Source organism: Pseudomonas baetica (genome assembly GCF_002813455.1).
Taxonomy (GTDB): Bacteria; Pseudomonadota; Gammaproteobacteria; order Pseudomonadales; family Pseudomonadaceae; genus Aquipseudomonas; species Aquipseudomonas baetica.
In genome coordinates this window covers 4,230,606-4,247,958 of the sequence record NZ_PHHE01000001.1, presented here as the reverse complement: position 1 = coordinate 4,247,958, position 17,353 = coordinate 4,230,606, and the positions used below count along the sequence as shown (strand labels likewise).

The 17,353-nt window shown below is 60.7% G+C and carries 14 protein-coding genes; 8 read left to right on the top strand and 6 right to left on the bottom strand.

Going from position 1 to position 17,353, the window contains the following annotated elements:
- The first annotated feature begins 22 nt into the window (after positions 1 to 22).
- The 4 genes from ATI02_RS19600 (at position 23) to ATI02_RS19590 (ending at position 2,481) form a co-directional block, all read left to right on the top strand.
- Complete coding sequence (locus ATI02_RS19600; protein WP_238156307.1) at positions 23 to 616, top strand: hypothetical protein; 594 nt, start codon at positions 23 to 25, stop codon at positions 614 to 616.
- A 62-nt stretch (positions 617 to 678) separates the two neighbouring features.
- On the top strand, positions 679 to 840 hold the full coding sequence (locus tag ATI02_RS32060) for a hypothetical protein (protein ID WP_157815143.1): 162 nt from the start codon (positions 679 to 681) through the stop codon (positions 838 to 840).
- A gap of 15 nt (positions 841 to 855) precedes the next feature.
- On the top strand, positions 856 to 2,103 hold the full coding sequence (locus ATI02_RS19595) for an IS256 family transposase (protein ID WP_095191982.1): 1,248 nt from the start codon (positions 856 to 858) through the stop codon (positions 2,101 to 2,103).
- Positions 2,104 to 2,190: 87 nt separating this feature from the next.
- Entirely contained in the window at positions 2,191 to 2,481 is a 291-nt protein-coding gene (locus ATI02_RS19590) for a hypothetical protein (protein ID WP_100847099.1), read from the top strand.
- 24 nt (positions 2,482 to 2,505) lie between these two features.
- On the opposite strand, the gene ATI02_RS19585 is transcribed toward ATI02_RS19590, so the two are convergent.
- The 6 genes from ATI02_RS19585 to ATI02_RS19560 are packed head-to-tail and all read right to left on the bottom strand — an operon-like array spanning position 2,506 to position 12,691.
- Positions 2,506 to 3,318, bottom strand: a complete 813-nt coding sequence (locus tag ATI02_RS19585) for a YfaP family protein (RefSeq protein WP_095188486.1) — start codon at positions 3,316 to 3,318, stop codon at positions 2,506 to 2,508.
- Positions 3,319 to 3,321: 3 nt separating this feature from the next.
- Positions 3,322 to 4,941, bottom strand: coding sequence for a DUF2300 domain-containing protein (locus ATI02_RS19580; RefSeq protein ID WP_100847098.1), 1,620 nt, complete (start codon positions 4,939 to 4,941; stop codon positions 3,322 to 3,324).
- 1 nt (position 4,942) lies between these two features.
- Positions 4,943 to 9,517 (bottom strand): alpha-2-macroglobulin family protein, encoded by a 4,575-nt coding sequence (locus ATI02_RS19575; protein ID WP_100847097.1) that lies wholly within the window; start codon positions 9,515 to 9,517, stop codon positions 4,943 to 4,945.
- Positions 9,514 to 10,164: a DUF1175 domain-containing protein gene (locus ATI02_RS19570; RefSeq protein WP_095188489.1), complete on the bottom strand. Its 651-nt coding sequence runs from the start codon at positions 10,162 to 10,164 to the stop codon at positions 9,514 to 9,516. The genes ATI02_RS19575 and ATI02_RS19570 overlap by 4 nt, the downstream gene beginning before the upstream one ends.
- Positions 10,149 to 11,861 carry a DUF2138 domain-containing protein gene (locus ATI02_RS19565; protein ID WP_100847096.1) on the bottom strand — a complete coding sequence of 571 codons (1,713 nt, stop codon included), beginning with the start codon at positions 11,859 to 11,861 and terminating at the stop codon, positions 10,149 to 10,151. Before ATI02_RS19565 ends, ATI02_RS19570 begins: the two co-directional genes overlap by 16 nt.
- A gap of 38 nt (positions 11,862 to 11,899) precedes the next feature.
- Entirely contained in the window at positions 11,900 to 12,691 is a 792-nt protein-coding gene (locus ATI02_RS19560) for a YfaP family protein (RefSeq protein WP_100847095.1), read from the bottom strand.
- Positions 12,692 to 12,968: 277 nt separating this feature from the next.
- Here ATI02_RS19560 and ATI02_RS19555 point away from each other — a divergent pair, with 277 nt between their 5' ends.
- From ATI02_RS19555 to dxs, 4 genes are all read left to right on the top strand, one after another.
- Positions 12,969 to 14,114, top strand: a complete 1,146-nt coding sequence (locus ATI02_RS19555; RefSeq protein ID WP_100847094.1) for a Fic family protein — start codon at positions 12,969 to 12,971, stop codon at positions 14,112 to 14,114.
- Between the two features lie 86 nt (positions 14,115 to 14,200).
- Positions 14,201 to 14,443, top strand: a complete 243-nt coding sequence (locus ATI02_RS19550; protein WP_100847093.1) for an exodeoxyribonuclease VII small subunit — start codon at positions 14,201 to 14,203, stop codon at positions 14,441 to 14,443.
- Positions 14,440 to 15,327, top strand: a complete 888-nt coding sequence (gene ispA / locus ATI02_RS19545; RefSeq protein ID WP_095188493.1) for a (2E,6E)-farnesyl diphosphate synthase — start codon at positions 14,440 to 14,442, stop codon at positions 15,325 to 15,327. Before ATI02_RS19550 ends, ispA begins: the two co-directional genes overlap by 4 nt.
- Positions 15,328 to 15,418: 91 nt before the next feature.
- Positions 15,419 to 17,317: a 1-deoxy-D-xylulose-5-phosphate synthase gene (dxs, locus tag ATI02_RS19540; RefSeq protein ID WP_100847092.1), complete on the top strand. Its 1,899-nt coding sequence runs from the start codon at positions 15,419 to 15,421 to the stop codon at positions 17,315 to 17,317.
- The last annotated feature ends 36 nt before the right edge of the window (positions 17,318 to 17,353 follow it).

Below are 17,353 nucleotides of genomic sequence, written 5' to 3'. Positions count from 1 at the left end.
ACTAAATTTCCATTCTGTTTTTGTGCATCACAAAAGCGCCAAGGAATGGAGCAGCACCATGTCATCGTTGTTAAAACTGAGTAAATCCCTCGCTTTACTGACCGCACTGTCGTCAGCCACTTCAGCGTTAGCAGACGAACCGAACCCCATCGGCGACTGGTGGATCATTTATGGCAACGGCGTCCCGCACAAAAACATCATGTATGTCGCCGACAAAACTTCTGTGGTGCCGTCGACACTTACCAAGGGCGCGCAGATGTTGGCGGTGACGCTGGTGTATGAAGAGCCGGGCAAGCCGATGATTGATGCCTATAACCTGGAAGTTCAGTGCAAGACAAACAAGCTGCGGTTTGTTAATGGCCAGTCGGTGGATCGAATTGCCTACCTGCTGCGGCACCTGAAAGTGAACCAGCAATGGCAGCAGCCGAAGGAGTTCTGGGTGCAACGTGCCCTTGCCTTCGTTTGTTCCCAAGAGAAAAAAGACATGATCGCGCTGGGCAAGATGGAGCACTTGCAGATGATTCAGGGCATGCAGCAAATATTCTTCAAACTGGCGCTTGTTCAGGAAAAAGGCCAGATGATGGACAACCTCGACTCGATACTGGGCAACAAGTAACAGCCTGATTTCTTAACGCTGCAGCGCGCTATTTCGTATTGCACATGACATCGGGAGTCATGATGAATCAATGGACTAAAACGTTACTGGTGCTGCTGATGACAGCCTCAACTTTGTTGGTGAATGGCTGCCACCTTGTTGCGCAGTCGCGCTGGGAAGGCCGGGATGTTCAGGAGGCACTCGATCTGGGGGTGTCAGAAATTTTGTGTTCGGGCATAACATGAGTAAGAGGTGCATGTATGCCAACCAAAAAGAAACCCCTGCGTGACCTACCAAAAATCCCCAAGGAGCTGCTCGAAGAGTTCGGTGAGGGGCTGATTACCGCAGAGGCTATTGAAGACGCTTCTGCGGCCTTCAAGAAGGCCTTGATTGAGCGAGCATTGAGTGCCGAGCTCGGTCACCACCTGGGGTATCCGCCGGGCGCGCAGCGCCCAGAGGATGAAACCAACCAGCGCAATGGCAAAACGGGCAAGACGATTTTGACGGGGGATGGCCCGCTGCGGCTGGAGATTCCCCGTGATCGGGATGGCAGTTTTGCCCCCATTCTGATCCCCAAGCATGAGCGGCGTTACACCGGTTTTGATGACAAGATCATCGCCATGTATGCCCGAGGCATGACCGTTCGAGAAATCCGCGCTTTCCTCTCTGAGCAATACGGGACGGACGTTTCCCATGACTTCATCAGCTCAGTCACGCACGAGGTGATGGAGGAAATTGGTGCGTGGCAACAGCGACCGCTTGAGCCGATGTACCCAGTCATTTTCTTCGATGCGCTGCGGGTCAAGATCCGAGAAGAAGGCCTTGTCCGCAACAAGGCGATTTACTTGGCGCTGGGTGTTTTACCCGATGGAACGCGCGATATTCTTGGTATCTGGATCGAAAACACCGAGGGTGCGAAGTTCTGGATGAAGGTCTTCAACGACCTCAAGACCCGCGGCGTAGAGGACGTGCTGATCGCCGTGACTGACGGTCTCAAAGGCATGCCAGAGGCGCTAAGCGCAGTATTTCCGGCAACAACGCTGCAAACATGCATCGTCCACTTGATCCGCAACAGCCTCGATTACGCGGCGTGGGACAAGCGCCGTGAGCTGGCCAAGGCGCTAAAACCGATCTATCAAGCCATCAACGCAGAAGCGGCTGAGGAAGCACTGGATGCCTTTGAAAATGGCCCTTGGGGTAAGCAATACCCAACGGTGGTGGCGGCCTGGAGACGAGCCTGGGATCGAGTGATTCCATTTTTTGTCTTCCCGCCTGCCATTCGAAAAGTGATCTATACGACCAACGCTATCGAAAGCATCAACGCTCAGCTACGCAAGATCATCAAGACCCGGGGCCACTTCCCGACGGATGACGCAGCGACCAAGCTGATCTGGCTTGGGCTGCGTAACATCACGGCAAACTGGGGCTCGGCGGCTCATGACTGGAAGAGTGCGATGAACCAATTTGCGATTCTGTACGGAGATCGATTTATCAGGCCGACCTGGTAAAACCCGGCCTGCCTGACGGCAGGCCATTACCGGCCCGCACACAAAAAATCTGACACTCTCCTCGATCTGTTCGGCAAACCCGACTCAATGAAAAAACAAACCGGTGCCAGCGGGGAGAATCTGGCCGTTCTCACGTGGTACAAGTCCTCCAGTTGGACCACCACTGAAGCGGCCGGTACTTCTATGAATCACACCGGCAACGGCATGGTGTACACCGAGTACTACGAGACCGCCGGGCATAGCTCTGACTGCAAACTGGAAGCCACCGTCAATAAAGCCAAAAAGATCGTGCTGTTCAGGATCGAGGACGGAAAAATCATTCATGGCAAATGCATCAACGTTCCGTTCGTACCCGGTTACATTCCGCCCGGTTTCTAGTGCTGTCCCTGAGCCAGAACCTGCTCACGGATAACTGAACGACTTCACCAACGTCAACTCCCCCACCGCCCGCATCGGGATCAGAAACGTCTCCATCTTCTCGCCAGGCGTCCCTTCTTCAGTAATCACCGTCACCTGCGCCGTCGTCAGCGCCTGCACCGCATCGGCTTCGCCATCTTCATCACTGCGATAACCCCCACCAAAGTAATTCACATACACCAGATACTGCCCCTTGATCGGCGCCGGCATGGCGAAGATTTCCGGGCCATAGCCGGTGGTAACGTCGACGTCGAGCGCGCCGCCGTTGGCGGCGCTGCGGTTGCCGTACCAGATGTGTGCGCCGTCGGGGGTGACGAGGTGCAGATCGAGGTCGGTGCCGTCGCTGTCCCACGCCAGCAGGACGCGCAGTTTGGCCGGGGTGGCGCCGCCGCTGGTGTTGAGGAATTGCGTACGGTGGCGTTGCTTGCCGTCGGGGCTGCGGACCTCGACGCTGTTGCTGCCGTTGGGGAAGGAGAACGGGCGATCGAAGCGGCCGCTGTCGTCGATTTTCAGCGGCATGCTGACGCCGTTGACGATGAGGCGGCCGGGCTCATTGCTTTTGGGTGTGGCTTTGATTTCGCCGCTGATGCGTGCGGTGTTGGCCTGGCCGACCGGGGTGTTCACCGACGAGGCCGGGTAGTTGACGGTCTGGCGGAAGCTTTCGCCCTCGCCTTCGGGCGCGCCGCTGCGCCAGCCGCCGACCGGGGTGTCGAGTTTGACACTGTCAGCGGCGATGGCCGGCGACAGCGCGGTCAACGTGCAGAGCAACAGCAAGACCTGTGGATAACGGAGTGTCATGGTCTATTCCAGCAAGAGGTGACGGGCGAGCCCTTCGATGTAGGTTTCATCCTGGCCGTTGGGATGTGCTTCAAAGGCCAGGTGCAGATATTCGTGGGTCAGGTCGAGGCGATCCTGCAAGGTCAGCACGCCGCGCACGTAGATGCGCTGGCGTTCGCGGTCGACGAAGGGTCGGCCGAAAGCGAGCTTGCACACCGCGAACGTGCTGACCTCGTTGTAGCCAGTTTCGCTTTCCAGCTTCGGACGCCAGCCGCGTCGCTGTTTCTGCAGCCAGTCTTGCGCAGCGGGCAGCGCTTCGCAGGAAGCGACCGGGTTGTCCCAGCGGCTGAGGCTGGCGCGCGGATAGGCGTGCAGCAGGATTGCGTCGTAGCGCTGGCCAGCGTTGGCTTGTTCGACGGCTTGCTGCCAGGCGAGTTTGTCCGGGCCGGGTTGGTCGGAGTGATAGGTGACGGTGCTGCCGGCCAACACCAGATCCGCCGTCCATGCGGCGATATTGCGCGACTCGGCGGAGGCTGGACGTGGAGCGACGCGCTGGCGGTTGCTGCTGTCGTCGATGCTCAGGCAGTCGCCGTTGCGCGTAGCGTTTTGCAGCAGATACGTGCGGATCGCCACGGCCAGCGCTTTGGCGGCTTCGGCGGGTTCGGGTCTGGCTTCGCGCTCCAAAACCCGGGCGACGTATTCTTCGCGATCCAGCCGTGCCACGAGTTTGTCGTTGAGCAGAAACAGTTCGCCGTCGCTGTGGATATCCAGCGCATTGCCGTTGGCGAAGTCGACGCGGTAATCGCCTTGCAACGGGCCAGACGTCACCGCGCCCTCACCAGTCGAAACCCGCACGACCGGATAGCGTGAGAACAGTCCGACCTCGACACAACGCCCCGCCTCCGCCGGCCACGCCGCTGGCAGCACCGTCGCCAGTGCAGCACCGTAATGCCGTAAAACCATCTGACTGGTGCCACGCCCGCCTGCCCAAACCGGCGAACCGTCCGCCGTCCAACCGGCAAACCCGCCCTGCCGCGATTGCGGGTCCTGATCGCCGAGCCAGCTCCAGGTTTTCACCCGCAGGCGACCGCCCAGTTCACCGACGACATTACCGTCGGCGGCGTTCAACACCACGTCGAGCAGCACACGGCGCATCTGTTCTTGAGCTGGCAGCGAAGACAAAACCTTGAGCAAGTCAGCCACAGAAACCCGCGTGGCCGGTTGCACCGACGGCAAATCCAGCAACCACGTCGGCGCTTGCCGCGTCTGCCAATAAGTTCTCCAATCGGCAGCGGTTATGCCCAATCGTGCAGGTTCAAAATACAACCCGCAGGATTTCACCAACGCCTGATCGCGCTCGATCTTGCCGCCCGCCGAGCAGCAATAAACTTCTTCCTTCGACTGCCCGCGACACTCATACGCCGGCTCCCGCGCGCCGGTATCCACCAGCCACGCGTAAACAAACAGCTTCCAAAGACTGCCCAGCGGCGCATCCAGCGTCGACGGCAATGGCTCGCGGGCAATCAGTTGCGTCTGATTCAACGACAGCAACTCACCCTTGTACGCCACGCGCAACGGCTCATCCTGCGCCGTCGCCAGCGCAGGAATCACCCATAACAGCAACCACAGCAGCGGCCGGGTCATGTCAGTTGACCGTGACCTGACCGAGGGCGGCTTTCGCTTCCTGAGCCTGATGCTGCGGCGCGTAGACCTGAGTGAAACGCACCGGCGGCAGGTTGAACTGGCCCTTCTGCGAGAAACGCACCAGATGGCGCAGACGCAGTTCGCCGCTCAGCGCATCCACCGGCACGGCATAAGCCAACTGCCCCGGCTCGAAGCGTGCCTTCTCCAGCGCGGTCGGCTCGGTGCCGTCCTTGCCCTGCAACTTGATGCCCCACGTGGTGCGCTCAACATCGGCGCCCGGTGGCAGCGGCACTTCGAGCATGCCGTAGCGCAGCGGTTTCGGCGCTTTGCTGGTGAGGATCACTTCGTCCAGATACAGGCTGTCGCTGGACAACGGTTTAGTACCGACCGGTTCCAGTTTGAAGGTGAATGCTTCGTCGCCCGGGACCAGTCGCGACAAGCGACGGGTGATGGTCACAGCCATCGGATCGACGGCCGGTTGCCGAGTCTGGAAGCTCAGCGCCGCCCGCAGCGGACGCTCTTGTGTGCCGGACACCGTCAACACGCTCGGCACCGGGGTCGCGCCCTGCCACGTCCAGAACATCTCACCGGTCGCACCGTAATTTTTCTTCCAGCCTTCACCCGGTGTCAGCGCTATGGTCGGCGACGCCTGGGCGATGCTGCGTTGCAACCAGCTCAGCGCCAGCGCACGTTCAAGCGTCGATTGTTGTGGCAGCAGACGTTGCAACAACGCCGTCGCGCGGTTCTGATCGAACGCTTGCAGCGACAGGTTCAGCGCTTCGGCGAACGGCTGCGAACTGACCGCCAGACGCTGTTGCGCCGCGCCGACCTGACGATTGAAGGCATCAGGCAACGCGACTTTCGACTGGGTCGCCAGCGCTGCGGTCAACACCCGCGCCGCCGCCAGACCGAGCGCCGAATCCGGATCGCTCATCACCAGACTGTCTTCGCCAGCGTCCATCATCGTTTCAGCATTGCCTTCCCCGGCCTTCGCCAGGTCGTCCATCAAACCGCTGAGCAATGTGTTGACCGGCAAGTGCATCTGCTTGGCGAACGACAGAATCAGCGCCCGCTGCAACAGCGGTGTGTTCGGCGCTTGCTTGGCATAAACCTCCAACACGCGCTGCCAGTGCTCCGGCGGCAGAGTCAGTTCCAGCACCTGGCTGGCGTTCCAGTCGGCGTAATAGGCGTAAGCAGTGAGAAACGCATCCGGCTCACCGTCGTAACCCCACCAGGTGAAGCTCGCCGATGGCCCGGCCATTTGCACCAGGCGCAGACGGCTGTTTTGCATGATCAGGCGCAAGCGATCGCGGATCTGCGGGCTCGATGCCAGTGATGGATAGGCGATACTCAGCGGCAGCAAACGGCTGGCCGTCTGCTCGACGCCGCCGTACGGATAGCTGAGCAGATCATCGAGCGCCGAGCGGAACAACGCTTGCGGGCTGTCATCCAGACGCAGGCGAATGTCGGTGGCATCCGCCGGCAGACTCAGCGCAGTGTCGCCGCTGGCGACATCAAGGCTTTGCGTTTGCGTCACCTGCCAGCCATCGCCGGTCGCGCTCAATCGCACGGCCAGGGCATCGGCAGTTTTGCCGTCCTGCACCAGTTCCGCCGTCCACTCGCCGGAGGCCAACGTGAATGCCGGCAGCGGCAGGTAGTTGATGCCGTTGTTCAGGGTCACCGGCAGGCGTTGTTCGGCGCCCGCGTAATGGGTGACCAGTTCAGCCTTGACCGGTTTCTCGGCCTGACTGAAAGCGAACACACCGAGTTGCGGCTGATCGCCCTTGCGGAATTTGCTCGGGCCGCTCCACTTCAGGTACAGCGGTTTTTCCGAACGGACGAATTGTTTCTTCTGCCCGACCTGACCGTCATCGGCAATCGCTCGCGCGGTGATGCGCCAGCGGGTCAGCGAGTCCGGCATCTTGAAGGTGAAACGGGTTTTGCCGTCGGCGCCGGTCAGCAACTCCGGCTGCCATGCGGCGGTGTCGACGTCTTCACGACGCGGACGCTCCAGTACTTTCACCCCACGCTCGCTGCGGTTGGCCTTGCCCGGTGCACCGGGGCTGCCCGGCAACGCTACGTCGTAACTGATGAACGACAAACTGGCGCTGGTGCGCACATTGTTACGGCGCGGGTGGTAGAAGAACTGGTCGATGGTCGGCGCAACTTCCGGTTGCAGCGCGTAGACCATTTCATCGACAACACTGACGGTCAGGTGCGCCGGTACGGCTTTGCCGGCGAACTGCGTGGTCAGGTCAACGGTGACGGTATCGCCCGGTTGATACACCGCTTTGTCGGTACTGATGGCCACGTCGATTTGCGGCGCGACAACCTTGATCCCGGCGTTCTGGAAGCTGTACTGCCCGCCCTTGGTGTAGAGCACGGAGAAGGTCAGGTTCGGTGCGAAGTTGTCCTTCACCGGGATGCGCGCGCGGTATTGGGTGTCGCTGAGTTTTTCCAGTTTCAGCCAGTCGCCGCCCTTGGCCAGCAGCGCGGTGGCTTCGACCTTGTCACGCTCCAGCGACAGCAAGGCATCGCTGACCGGCTCAGGGAACGTGATCAGCGCCAGCGCTTCATCGCCAGCCTTGTATTCAGGTTTGTCGAGGACGATTTCCACGGTGCCCGGCACCGCTTTGACGCCGTCACCAGTGACCGAATGGCCCGTGGCGCCGAGGACGCGACCGTGCTGATCCTTCAAGGTCAGGTTGTAAGTGCCCGGACGTTCGAACGCCAGGCTGAAGCCTTTATCCGTCGCGGCGAGTTTGCCCTCGCCCGTGCTCTGATCTTCCAGACGCACCCAGCCGTAACGACTCGGCGTGACCGCTTTGCTTTGCTCGGTGCCACCCTCGTTGGCATAGCTGAACGTCACCTTGTCGTTGGCCGCACTGAAGCGTTGCGGCGCGCTCAGACGGAAGCTCGCGGCGCCACGGTCGATGAGGATTACCTTGGTGGTCTTGACCCGATACGCCGCGCCATCGCTGGCGAACACGGTGAGCATGTAGCGGCTCGGTTTGTCGGCGGCCGGCAGGTCGAGGGTCGCGTTGCCTTTGCTGTCAGTGGTCAATTCGGTGCTGGTCAATTCCACCGGGAATTGCCCGAGGTATTGCAGCTCGTTGTCGACCATCGACAGTTGCTGGGCGCGCAGGCTCAGGGTCAGTTTCGCGTTGGCTACCGGTTTGCCGTCCGGATACAGCAGCACCAGACTGCCTTTTACCGGTTCGCCGGTGCGGTAGTCCTGTTTGGCCAGGTTCAGCGAAATCTCGAAGTGCGGCTTGATGTATTCGGCCACACGGAAGGCGCTGCTGTAGGCCTGATCCTTGTAGTTGAAACGGATTTCATAACCACCGGCCACGGCGTTGTCCGGCAACTGGAAACGGCCCTGAGTACCGGCCTTCGAATCAAGTTTCAGATCGAGGTGTTGCAGCTCGGTGCCGGTGGCATCGAGCACGCTGACGCTGACGTCCGCCGCGCCCGGCAGCACCGAGTCCCGCGCGTTCTTGAACTCGCGACCGACGATTTTCAGCGACACCCAATCCCCCGGGCGATACAGCGGCCGGTCGGTAAAGGCATAGAGTTTGGTGTCGTAGATTTCGCTGTCGTAATAGAAGTTCTCGGAGACGAATACACCGCCTTCCTCGTCCTCGCCGATCACGAACGAACGCTCAGGGCTGACGTGCTTCAGACGCAGCAAACCATCGGCATCGGTAGCACCGCTGCTCATCACGCCGAGGCCGTCAGTCCACAGCACGTTAACCTTCGGCACCGAACTGCCTTCGTGTTTGCGCGTGGCCCAGACCAGCAATTCGTCACCGGCAATCTTGCTGACTGCAACGGTGTTAGAGACGAAAACCATGGTGGTTGCTCGGTACTTGCCGATCAGCGCTTCGACCAGGTACAGACCCGGTTTCAGGTTACCCAACGGGATGTAGACGTTGCCCGGTGCGACGCTGACGAAGTCACTGGAAGACCCGGCCAGATTGACCCCGGCCGGCGGCTGGATCGGCTTGGCCTGCCACAGCGGATAACGGAACTGGCTGACCACCGGCAGACCCGGAATCAGCGCGAACTGCGGCTGTGCGTCATACGGAGTCGGTGCGGCGATGGCGTTGCCCATCTTCAGCTCCGGCACTTCCTCGGTGACCTGTTTGCGCGATTCATAGGAGAACGCACGCTGCATCACCCGACGGGATTTGCGGTACCAGTTGTCCCACAGATACGCGAGGGTGTTGGACAGGCCTTCGCCCTTGAACTGGCCGTCGCTGACCACGCGGTGCAGATTCTTCTGGCGCTTGAGGAAGTCCAGCGGCTTGTCGATGCGGTACACACGAATGTCGGCGCCGCCGTAAGGTTCCATGCGGAAACGACGGTAGTCGCGGCCCGGCGCTTCGAGACGGACCATCGCCTGCTCGTCGGCGGCAAAACTGCTGTCGGCCAGCAGGAAGAAGCTTTCGCCGGACACTGGCGTGTAGCCGCTGGGCTCCACCGAATCTTCGGCATTAACAGTCGCCAGAGGCAGCAGCAGTGCCAGCAACAGAGGAATTTTTGCGCAGAGTCGCAACATGCTGGCACCGGTCATTGGGAGAGAAAGTTCAGTCGATAGACGCCGATGAAGTTGGGGTTGGCTGCGTCGGGTATCCATCGGGTGTCCTTCCATGTCATGAGTTGCTGCAGGCTTGCCGAACGCATGCCGTTGTCAGTGGGGGTGGTGGTGCCGGTGTGATAGGCGATGTAGCGGCCCATCCAGATCATCAGGTGCTGGTCGTCGCCCTGATCGAAAAACATCAGGTCACCGGGGCGCGCCTGCGATACATCGCGGCTGACCAGATGGCTGTTGAACTGAATCAGTTTGATCGCGTTGACGTACGGCCCGACCTTGCCGCCGCCCTGCTGCCATTGCTGGGCGAGCTTGCGCTGATCGTCGCTCAGCGACAGCTCCGGCGGCAGGTAGCGATTGGACAGGCCATTGCTGCGCAGCCATTTGTCGTCGTGGACTTTCAGCGCCTCGTTGGCGGCGAAACGCACCAGCCCGGCGCAGTCCTGCTGGTACCAGCGCGGGCTCGGGCCCTGGCTCAGTTGCTCCTGGGCGATACGCACGAACCAGGCGCGGAACACCTGGGACTGCGCCGGATCAAGTGCCGGAGCCTCAATCGCACGGGCGCCGGCGCTGAGCAACAGCGCGAGCAGGCCGAGGCTGCGGATCAGTGCCGTCACAGCGCTTTCCATTCCAGTGGCAGCCATTGCCAGTGGCCGTCGGGTTCGCTGCCTTCAGGCAAGGTCAGGGCATATTTGCCGTAGCCGCCGAGGGTGCGCAATTTCGGGATCAGGTAGGTTTGCGCGGCGTTGTAAAACACCGGTTCCATGTCCTGCGGCAGGCTGTCGAGGGTTTCCTGCTGCATCAGTTGCGCCATGGAGTCCGGGCCGAAATAGATTGGCATCAGCACGTCTTTGGGCAGTACGTCGGCCATCGGCGGGAAGCGCTTGTCGAGGGTGCCGAGGGCTTTATCGACCAGTTTGTCGTCGAGGGAGAACAGCAGTGTCGAACCATGGCGCGCGAGGCTGACTTTCATGAAAGCCTTGCCGCTGATTGCGTCCGGATTCTCGGCAGTTTTCGCGGCGTACGGGCCGAAGTTCGAGCTGACCTGACGCTGCCAGACGTGGCTCTTGCCTTCCTGCTTCTCGACCACCGGGAATACTTTTTCTTCAACGTTGGACTCGAAGGCGCCGACCATCGAACCGAACAGTTTGCCGAGATCGCCGTCGAGTTTGCTGCTGTCCTCGTCCTTCAGACTGGCGACCAGTAACGGCGTGTAAAGCCGCGAATCGGCGTACCAGCACAGGCCCGCCACGCCGGCCACGTGTTCGGTGAGTGTCTGCGCCATGGCTTCTTCCGCACCGAGTTTTACCAGCAACGGTTTCTGCTGTTCGGCGGCTACTGGCAAGGTCACGCAGGCACTGGCGCCCAGCGGCATGGCTTGCCAGACCGGTTTGAAGTCAAAGTCCGGCTGGTTTTCCAGCTCATCCATGGCGAGGTAGCTGTGCCAGCCCTTGTCGTCCATGTCGAAACGCAGCCCGGCGAAGTTCGGGATGAAGCGCTGGTAGCCCATGGCGAGGACGCTGGAGTTGACCGACAGACGTTGTTTGGTTTCGGGGGGTTTGACTGGAAGGCCGAAAGCCTCGGGGAACAGTTTTTCGCCGTTGAGCAGCGCTGCCAGTGCTTGCGGTGAGACATGGCCCGACTCTTCGGACATGCCGCTTTCGGGATCGTAATACTTGGCCGGATTGGACAGCACCACCAGTTTGTCGCCGCGCGAAGCGAACAGCAGCGATTTGCTGGCGTTGTAGCTGAGCTGGTACAGCGGCACCTCGTCGCTGCCGACTTTGAGATTGCCCAACACGCTGAGCTGCGAATCATCCAGCGCGACCTTCGCCAACGGCTCCAGTAGCTTGGCCAGCCCGCCGCGATCCATCACCAGCAGGAAATCCTTGAGCCGGCCATCGGCGCCACGCCACAGCGCGACGTCCGCCGGCTGATCGAAAAGCTGTTCGATCAGGCTGTCCTGCAACTTCAGGTCATGCTCGTAGATGATCCGGCGCAGGCTGCCGATCAGCCCGAGGCGGTCGGCGTGGGTTTCGTAATAGAAGACAAAATCTTCGGTGAGCGTGGCCTTGAGGAACGGCACCGTCAGCAAGTCTTTGGGCAACTGGCTCAGGGAGTGCGTTTCGAGCAAGGCGTCGGGGCGGCTCAGACCGAGTTTGTCACTGGCAAGCTCTGCCGGCGGCGCCTTGGGTTTGAGCAGCAGCCAGCCAAAACCTCCCGCTACGCCGGCCACCAGGACCAATCCGATCAGCAGTGCCGGCCAGCGCCGGGAAGGTTTGCCGGCAGGTGTCGGGACGGCCGGAGAAGCAGCGTTATCACTCATGTTCACAAAACCCGAAGTTCATCCGTGGAGCGGGATGCTTAATAGTTGAAAGTCTTGACCAGCAGCAGATCACCGATCGCCCGCAGGGGCACGATGAACGTCTCGCGTTTTTCGTCGACGGTGTTTTCGTTGAGCACCAGCGTGATTTGCGAGGTGATCACCTCGTTCTGGTTGCTGGTCTCCTCGAAGTTATAGCTGCCGTTGCCGAAGTTGCCCCAATAGTTGACGTAAACCAGATAAGTGCCATGCAGCGGCGCGGTCATGGTGAACATTTCCGGGCCGGGGCCATCGACACCATCCGGGTCCAGACCACCGCCATTGCTCAGCGCCGGCCGCGCCCAAAAGGCATGTTGGCCATCAGGCGTGACAATGTGCAGATCGAGCTCGGCTTTCGGATCGTCCCACCCCAAGACAAGACGAATTCTCGCCGGCGTGCGCAGATTATTTGCTTCATAAAATTGCACGCGCTTGAGCGACTGCCCCTCGGCGCTGATCACTTCGACACTGTTGGAACCGGCGCCGAACGCATAGGGCCGGGCGAAACGGCCTTGGTCGTCGGTGTACAGATTCAGGGGATTGCCGTTGACCGCGAGACTGTGCGGCGGGCGCATATGCCCGAGAGCCTTGAGCTGGCCCTGGATCATCGTACGATTGCGCTGGATGCCGCGATCGATCGGCGGCGTGGGATAAGCGACTTGCGGGTTTTCGGTGCGGTCGAGCAAGCCGTGGTAGCGCCAGCCGCCTACCGGTTCAGACATCTCTGCCGTCGGCGCGGCCAGCAGCGCAGGCGCGCAGGCCAGGCCGATCAGCAGCATAAGAAATGAACGCATGTGATGCCTCCTGCCATGCCTGAACGAAACCTTGCACCCGATCCTCGGTACTTCACAGCGGTGGAAACTGCGTTTCGTCTGAAAGACCCGTGACTATTGGGTCGTAGAAGGCGCGAAGATTAGCCATTCGGCAGTTTTTTAACAATCGGATACATCTGCTTTTGCGGTAGCAATCACGGCGTCGGGTGGACGATGAGCCGAATAGGCGTCATATTCGGCTCACAAAATGAGCCGAATAGCGTTTCTATTCGGCTCACGCACTCAGGAATGGCATCCAATGGCTACGAACTGGATCTGGCAACAACCCGACTGGCCCGATTTCAACTGGCAGGCAGAACGTCTGACGCCGTTGCTGCGTGAGTGCGTGCAGGCACAAGGTCAATTGATGGGCATGGCCGGATCAGTGGGTAACTCTTTGAGTGCTCAGACTGAACTCGACGCATTGCTGCAAAACATCGTGACTTCCTCGGCCATCGAGGGCGAGCAGTTGAATGTCGGTTCAGTTCGTTCGTCACTGGCGCGGCGTCTGGGCCTGGAACGGGTCGATGACGAAAAAGTCAGTCAGCGCAGTGAAGGTCTGGCGCAATTGATGCTCGATGCAACACGGCACTTCAATGAGCCGTTGACGCTGGAGCGGTTACTGGAATGGCATGAATGGCTGTTCCCTGATCCGGAAACAGGCTTTTCTTCGCGCGCAATCAATGTCGGTGCGCTACGTGGCGAGGAGCCGATGCAAGTGGTTTCCGGGCGGATTGATCGTCCGATCGTGCACTTCGAAGCCCCGCCCAGACAAGGCCTTGAGCGGCAACTCGACAGCTTTCTCGAGTGGTTCGAAGCCAGCCAGCGTCAGGCTGGCCTCGATCCTTTGCTGCGAGCAGGCATCGCGCATTTCTGGTTCGTCACGCTGCACCCGTTCGACGATGGCAACGGTCGCCTGACCCGCACCATCACCGATCTGGCGCTGGCTCAGGGCGAAGCACGGGCGATCTGTTTTTATGCCATGTCGGCCAGCATCCTCGATGATCGCGGCGGCTATTACCGAGTTCTGGAATCCAGCCAGAAAGCCACGCTGGACATCACGCAATGGCTGACATGGTTCCTGCAAACCTTGCTGCGCAGCCTGCAACAAGCCATCGCGCGGATCGAGGGCGTGCTGGGCAAGTCGCGTTTCTGGCAGGCGCACCGCGAATCTGAACTGTCGGTGGAGCAGATCAAAGTGCTCAATCGTTTGCTCGACGGCGGGGAGCGCGGTTTCGAACACGGCATCAGTGCGGCGCAATATCAAAGTGTGGCGAAAGTCTCAAAGGCTACGGCTACCCGGCATCTGGCGGAGTTGCTGGACAAAGGCTGCCTGCAACGACTTCCGGGCGGCGGGCGGAGCACTCGCTACCAGATCCGCTATCCAGGCGAATCCACCCATTGATCCATCTGCGCCCCCCGCTCATTTGCCCATAAACCCCCTATCTGCTAGTGTCGCGCCGGTTTAACGTCAACCGGAAAATCGCCGCCATGGCCCGCAAAAAAGCTGCACTGGATTTCGAACAGTCCCTCGCCGACCTGCAAACACTGGTCGAGCGTCTGGAGAACGGTGAATTGTCGCTGGAAGACTCGCTGACCGCTTTCGAGCAGGGCATCGGGCTGACCCGTGATTGCCAGGCAGAGCTGGCCCAGGCCGAGCAGAAGGTGCAAGTGCTGCTGGAGCGCGATGGCGAACTCGCCGAGGAACCCTTCGACGCGGAACAGCCAGAATGATTGCAGCGTATTCGGCGACCAGTCAGGCCCGGGTCAACGCGGCACTGGAAAGTCTGTTCAACGCGCCGCTGCCAGAACTGGCGCGCCTTTATGAAGCCATGCGCTACAGCGTGATGAACGGCGGCAAACGCGTGCGTCCGCTGCTGGCTTACGCCGCGTGTGAAGCGCTCGGCGGCGAGGCTGAGCAGGCCAACGGCGCAGCGTGTGCGGTTGAGCTGATCCACGCTTACTCGCTGGTGCACGACGATTTGCCGGCAATGGACGACGACGATCTGCGTCGCGGCCAGCCCACCACCCACAAAAAATTCGATGAAGCCTGCGCGATTCTTGCCGGTGATGGTTTGCAAAGCCTGGCGTTCAGCGCCTTGCTTGACCCACGTTTGAGCAATCTCGACGCCGACATCCGTCTGCAAATGGTCACCGCGCTGGCTCAGGCCGCAGGCCCGGCGGGCATGGTCGGTGGCCAAGCCATCGACCTCGGTTCGGTCGGTCTGAAGCTCGATCAGAAAGCCCTCGAACAGATGCACCGGCACAAGACCGGCGCGTTGATCGAAGTCAGCGTCAAACTCGGCGCCCTGGCCAGCGGCCGTGCCGAGCCGGATGACCTCAAGGCCCTGCAGACTTATGCACAGGCCATCGGTCTGGCCTTTCAGGTGCAGGACGACATTCTTGACGTCGAAAGTGATACCGCAACCCTCGGCAAACGCCAAGGCGCCGATATCGCTCGCGATAAACCGACCTACCCGGCCCTGCTGGGCCTGGACGCTGCCAAGGCCTACGCGATAGAACTGCGCGATCAGGCCCTCGACGCCCTGCGACCGTTTGACGCGGCGGCCGAGCCTTTGCGCGAGTTGGCCCGATATATCGTCGAGCGCCGCAACTGACGGCGAATCAGCCAAAAAAGACCAACGCGTGGGCAGGGGGCGATGCATCAGGTAAACTGCCGCATCTTTTATACCTATAACGATTCGCCTGATGCCCACGACGTTTCATGAGATTCCCCGCAAGCGCCCGACCACGCCCCTGCTCGACCGCGCGAATACGCCGGACGGCCTGCGCCGGTTAGGCGAAGCCGAGCTGGAAACCCTGGCCGATGAGTTGCGCCTGGAATTGCTCTACACGGTCGGCCAGACCGGTGGGCATTTCGGTGCCGGCCTGGGCGTCATCGAGCTGACTATCGCGTTGCATTACGTCTTCGACACCCCGGACGACCGGCTGGTGTGGGACGTGGGTCATCAGGCGTATCCGCACAAGATCCTCACCGGCCGACGCGAGCGCATGGAATCCCTGCGCCAGAAGGACGGCATCGCCGCGTTCCCGCGTCGCGCCGAGAGCGAGTACGACACCTTTGGCGTCGGCCACTCCAGCACCTCGATCAGCGCAGCGCTGGGCATGGCGATTGCCGCCCGCCTGCAAAACAGTGATCGCAAGGCGATTGCCGTGATCGGCGATGGCGCGTTGACCGCTGGCATGGCTTTCGAGGCGCTGAACCACGCGCCGGAAGTCAACGCCAACATGCTGGTGATCCTCAACGACAACGACATGTCGATCTCGCGCAACGTTGGCGGTCTGTCGAATTATCTGGCGAAGATCCTGTCCAGCCGCACTTACGCGAGCATGCGTGAAGGCAGCAAGAAAGTCCTGTCGCGCCTGCCCGGCGCCTGGGAAATCGCCCGCCGCACCGAAGAATACGCAAAAGGCATGCTGGTCCCCGGCACGCTGTTCGAAGAGCTGGGCTGGAACTACATCGGTCCGATCGACGGCCACGACTTGCCGACCCTGATCGCCACCCTGCGCAACATGCGCGATCTGAAAGGCCCGCAGTTCCTGCACATCGTCACCAAAAAAGGCAAAGGCTTCGCCCCGGCGGAAGTCGACCCGATCGGCTACCACGCGATTACCAAGCTCGAACCTGTCGACGCTCCGGCCGCTGCCCCGAAAAAGGCTGGCGGGCCGAAGTATTCGGCGGTGTTCGGCGAATGGCTGTGCGACATGGCCGCAGCGGACCCACGCCTGGTCGGGATTACCCCGGCGATGAAGGAAGGCTCGGATCTGGTGGGGTTCAGTGAACGTTTCCCGCTGCGCTACTTCGACGTGGCAATTGCCGAGCAACACGCGGTGACGTTCGCTGCCGGCATGGCCTGCGAAGGCGCCAAACCGGTGGTGGCGATCTATTCGACATTCCTGCAGCGTGGTTACGACCAGCTCGTGCATGATGTGGCGGTGCAGAACCTCGACGTGCTGTTCGCCATCGACCGCGCAGGCCTGGTGGGCGAAGACGGCCCGACCCACGCTGGCAGTTTCGACCTGTCGTACCTGCGTTGCATCCCGGGCATGGTCATCATGACCCCGAGCGATGAAAACGAACTGCGCAAAATGCTCACCACCGGTCACCGCTACAACGGCCCGGCGGCAGTGCGTTACCCACGTGGCACTGGCCCGAACGCAACCATCGAGAAAGACCTCGAACCGATCGAAATCGGCAAGGGCATCGTCCGTCGTCAGGGCAACAAAGTCGCCCTGCTGGTGTTCGGCGTCCAACTGGCCGAGGCGCTGAAAGTCGCCGAGAAGCTGGATGCCACCGTGGTCGACATGCGTTTCGTCAAACCGCTGGATGAAGAGTTGGTGCGCGAGATTGCCGGCAGCCATGAGTTGCTGGTGACGATCGAAGAGAACGCGATCATGGGCGGTGCCGGTGGCGCGGTCAGCGAGTTTCTCGCCCGCGAGAACATCCTCAAGTCGTTGCTGCATCTGGGCTTGCCGGATGTTTACGTCGAGCACGCCAAGCCTGCGCAAATGCTGGCCGAGTGTGGTCTGGATGAGGCAGGGATCGAAGCTTCGATTCGCGAGCGTCTGACCTTACTCGACAAATAAACGCATTACCCTTGTGGGAGCGAGCCTGCTCGCGAA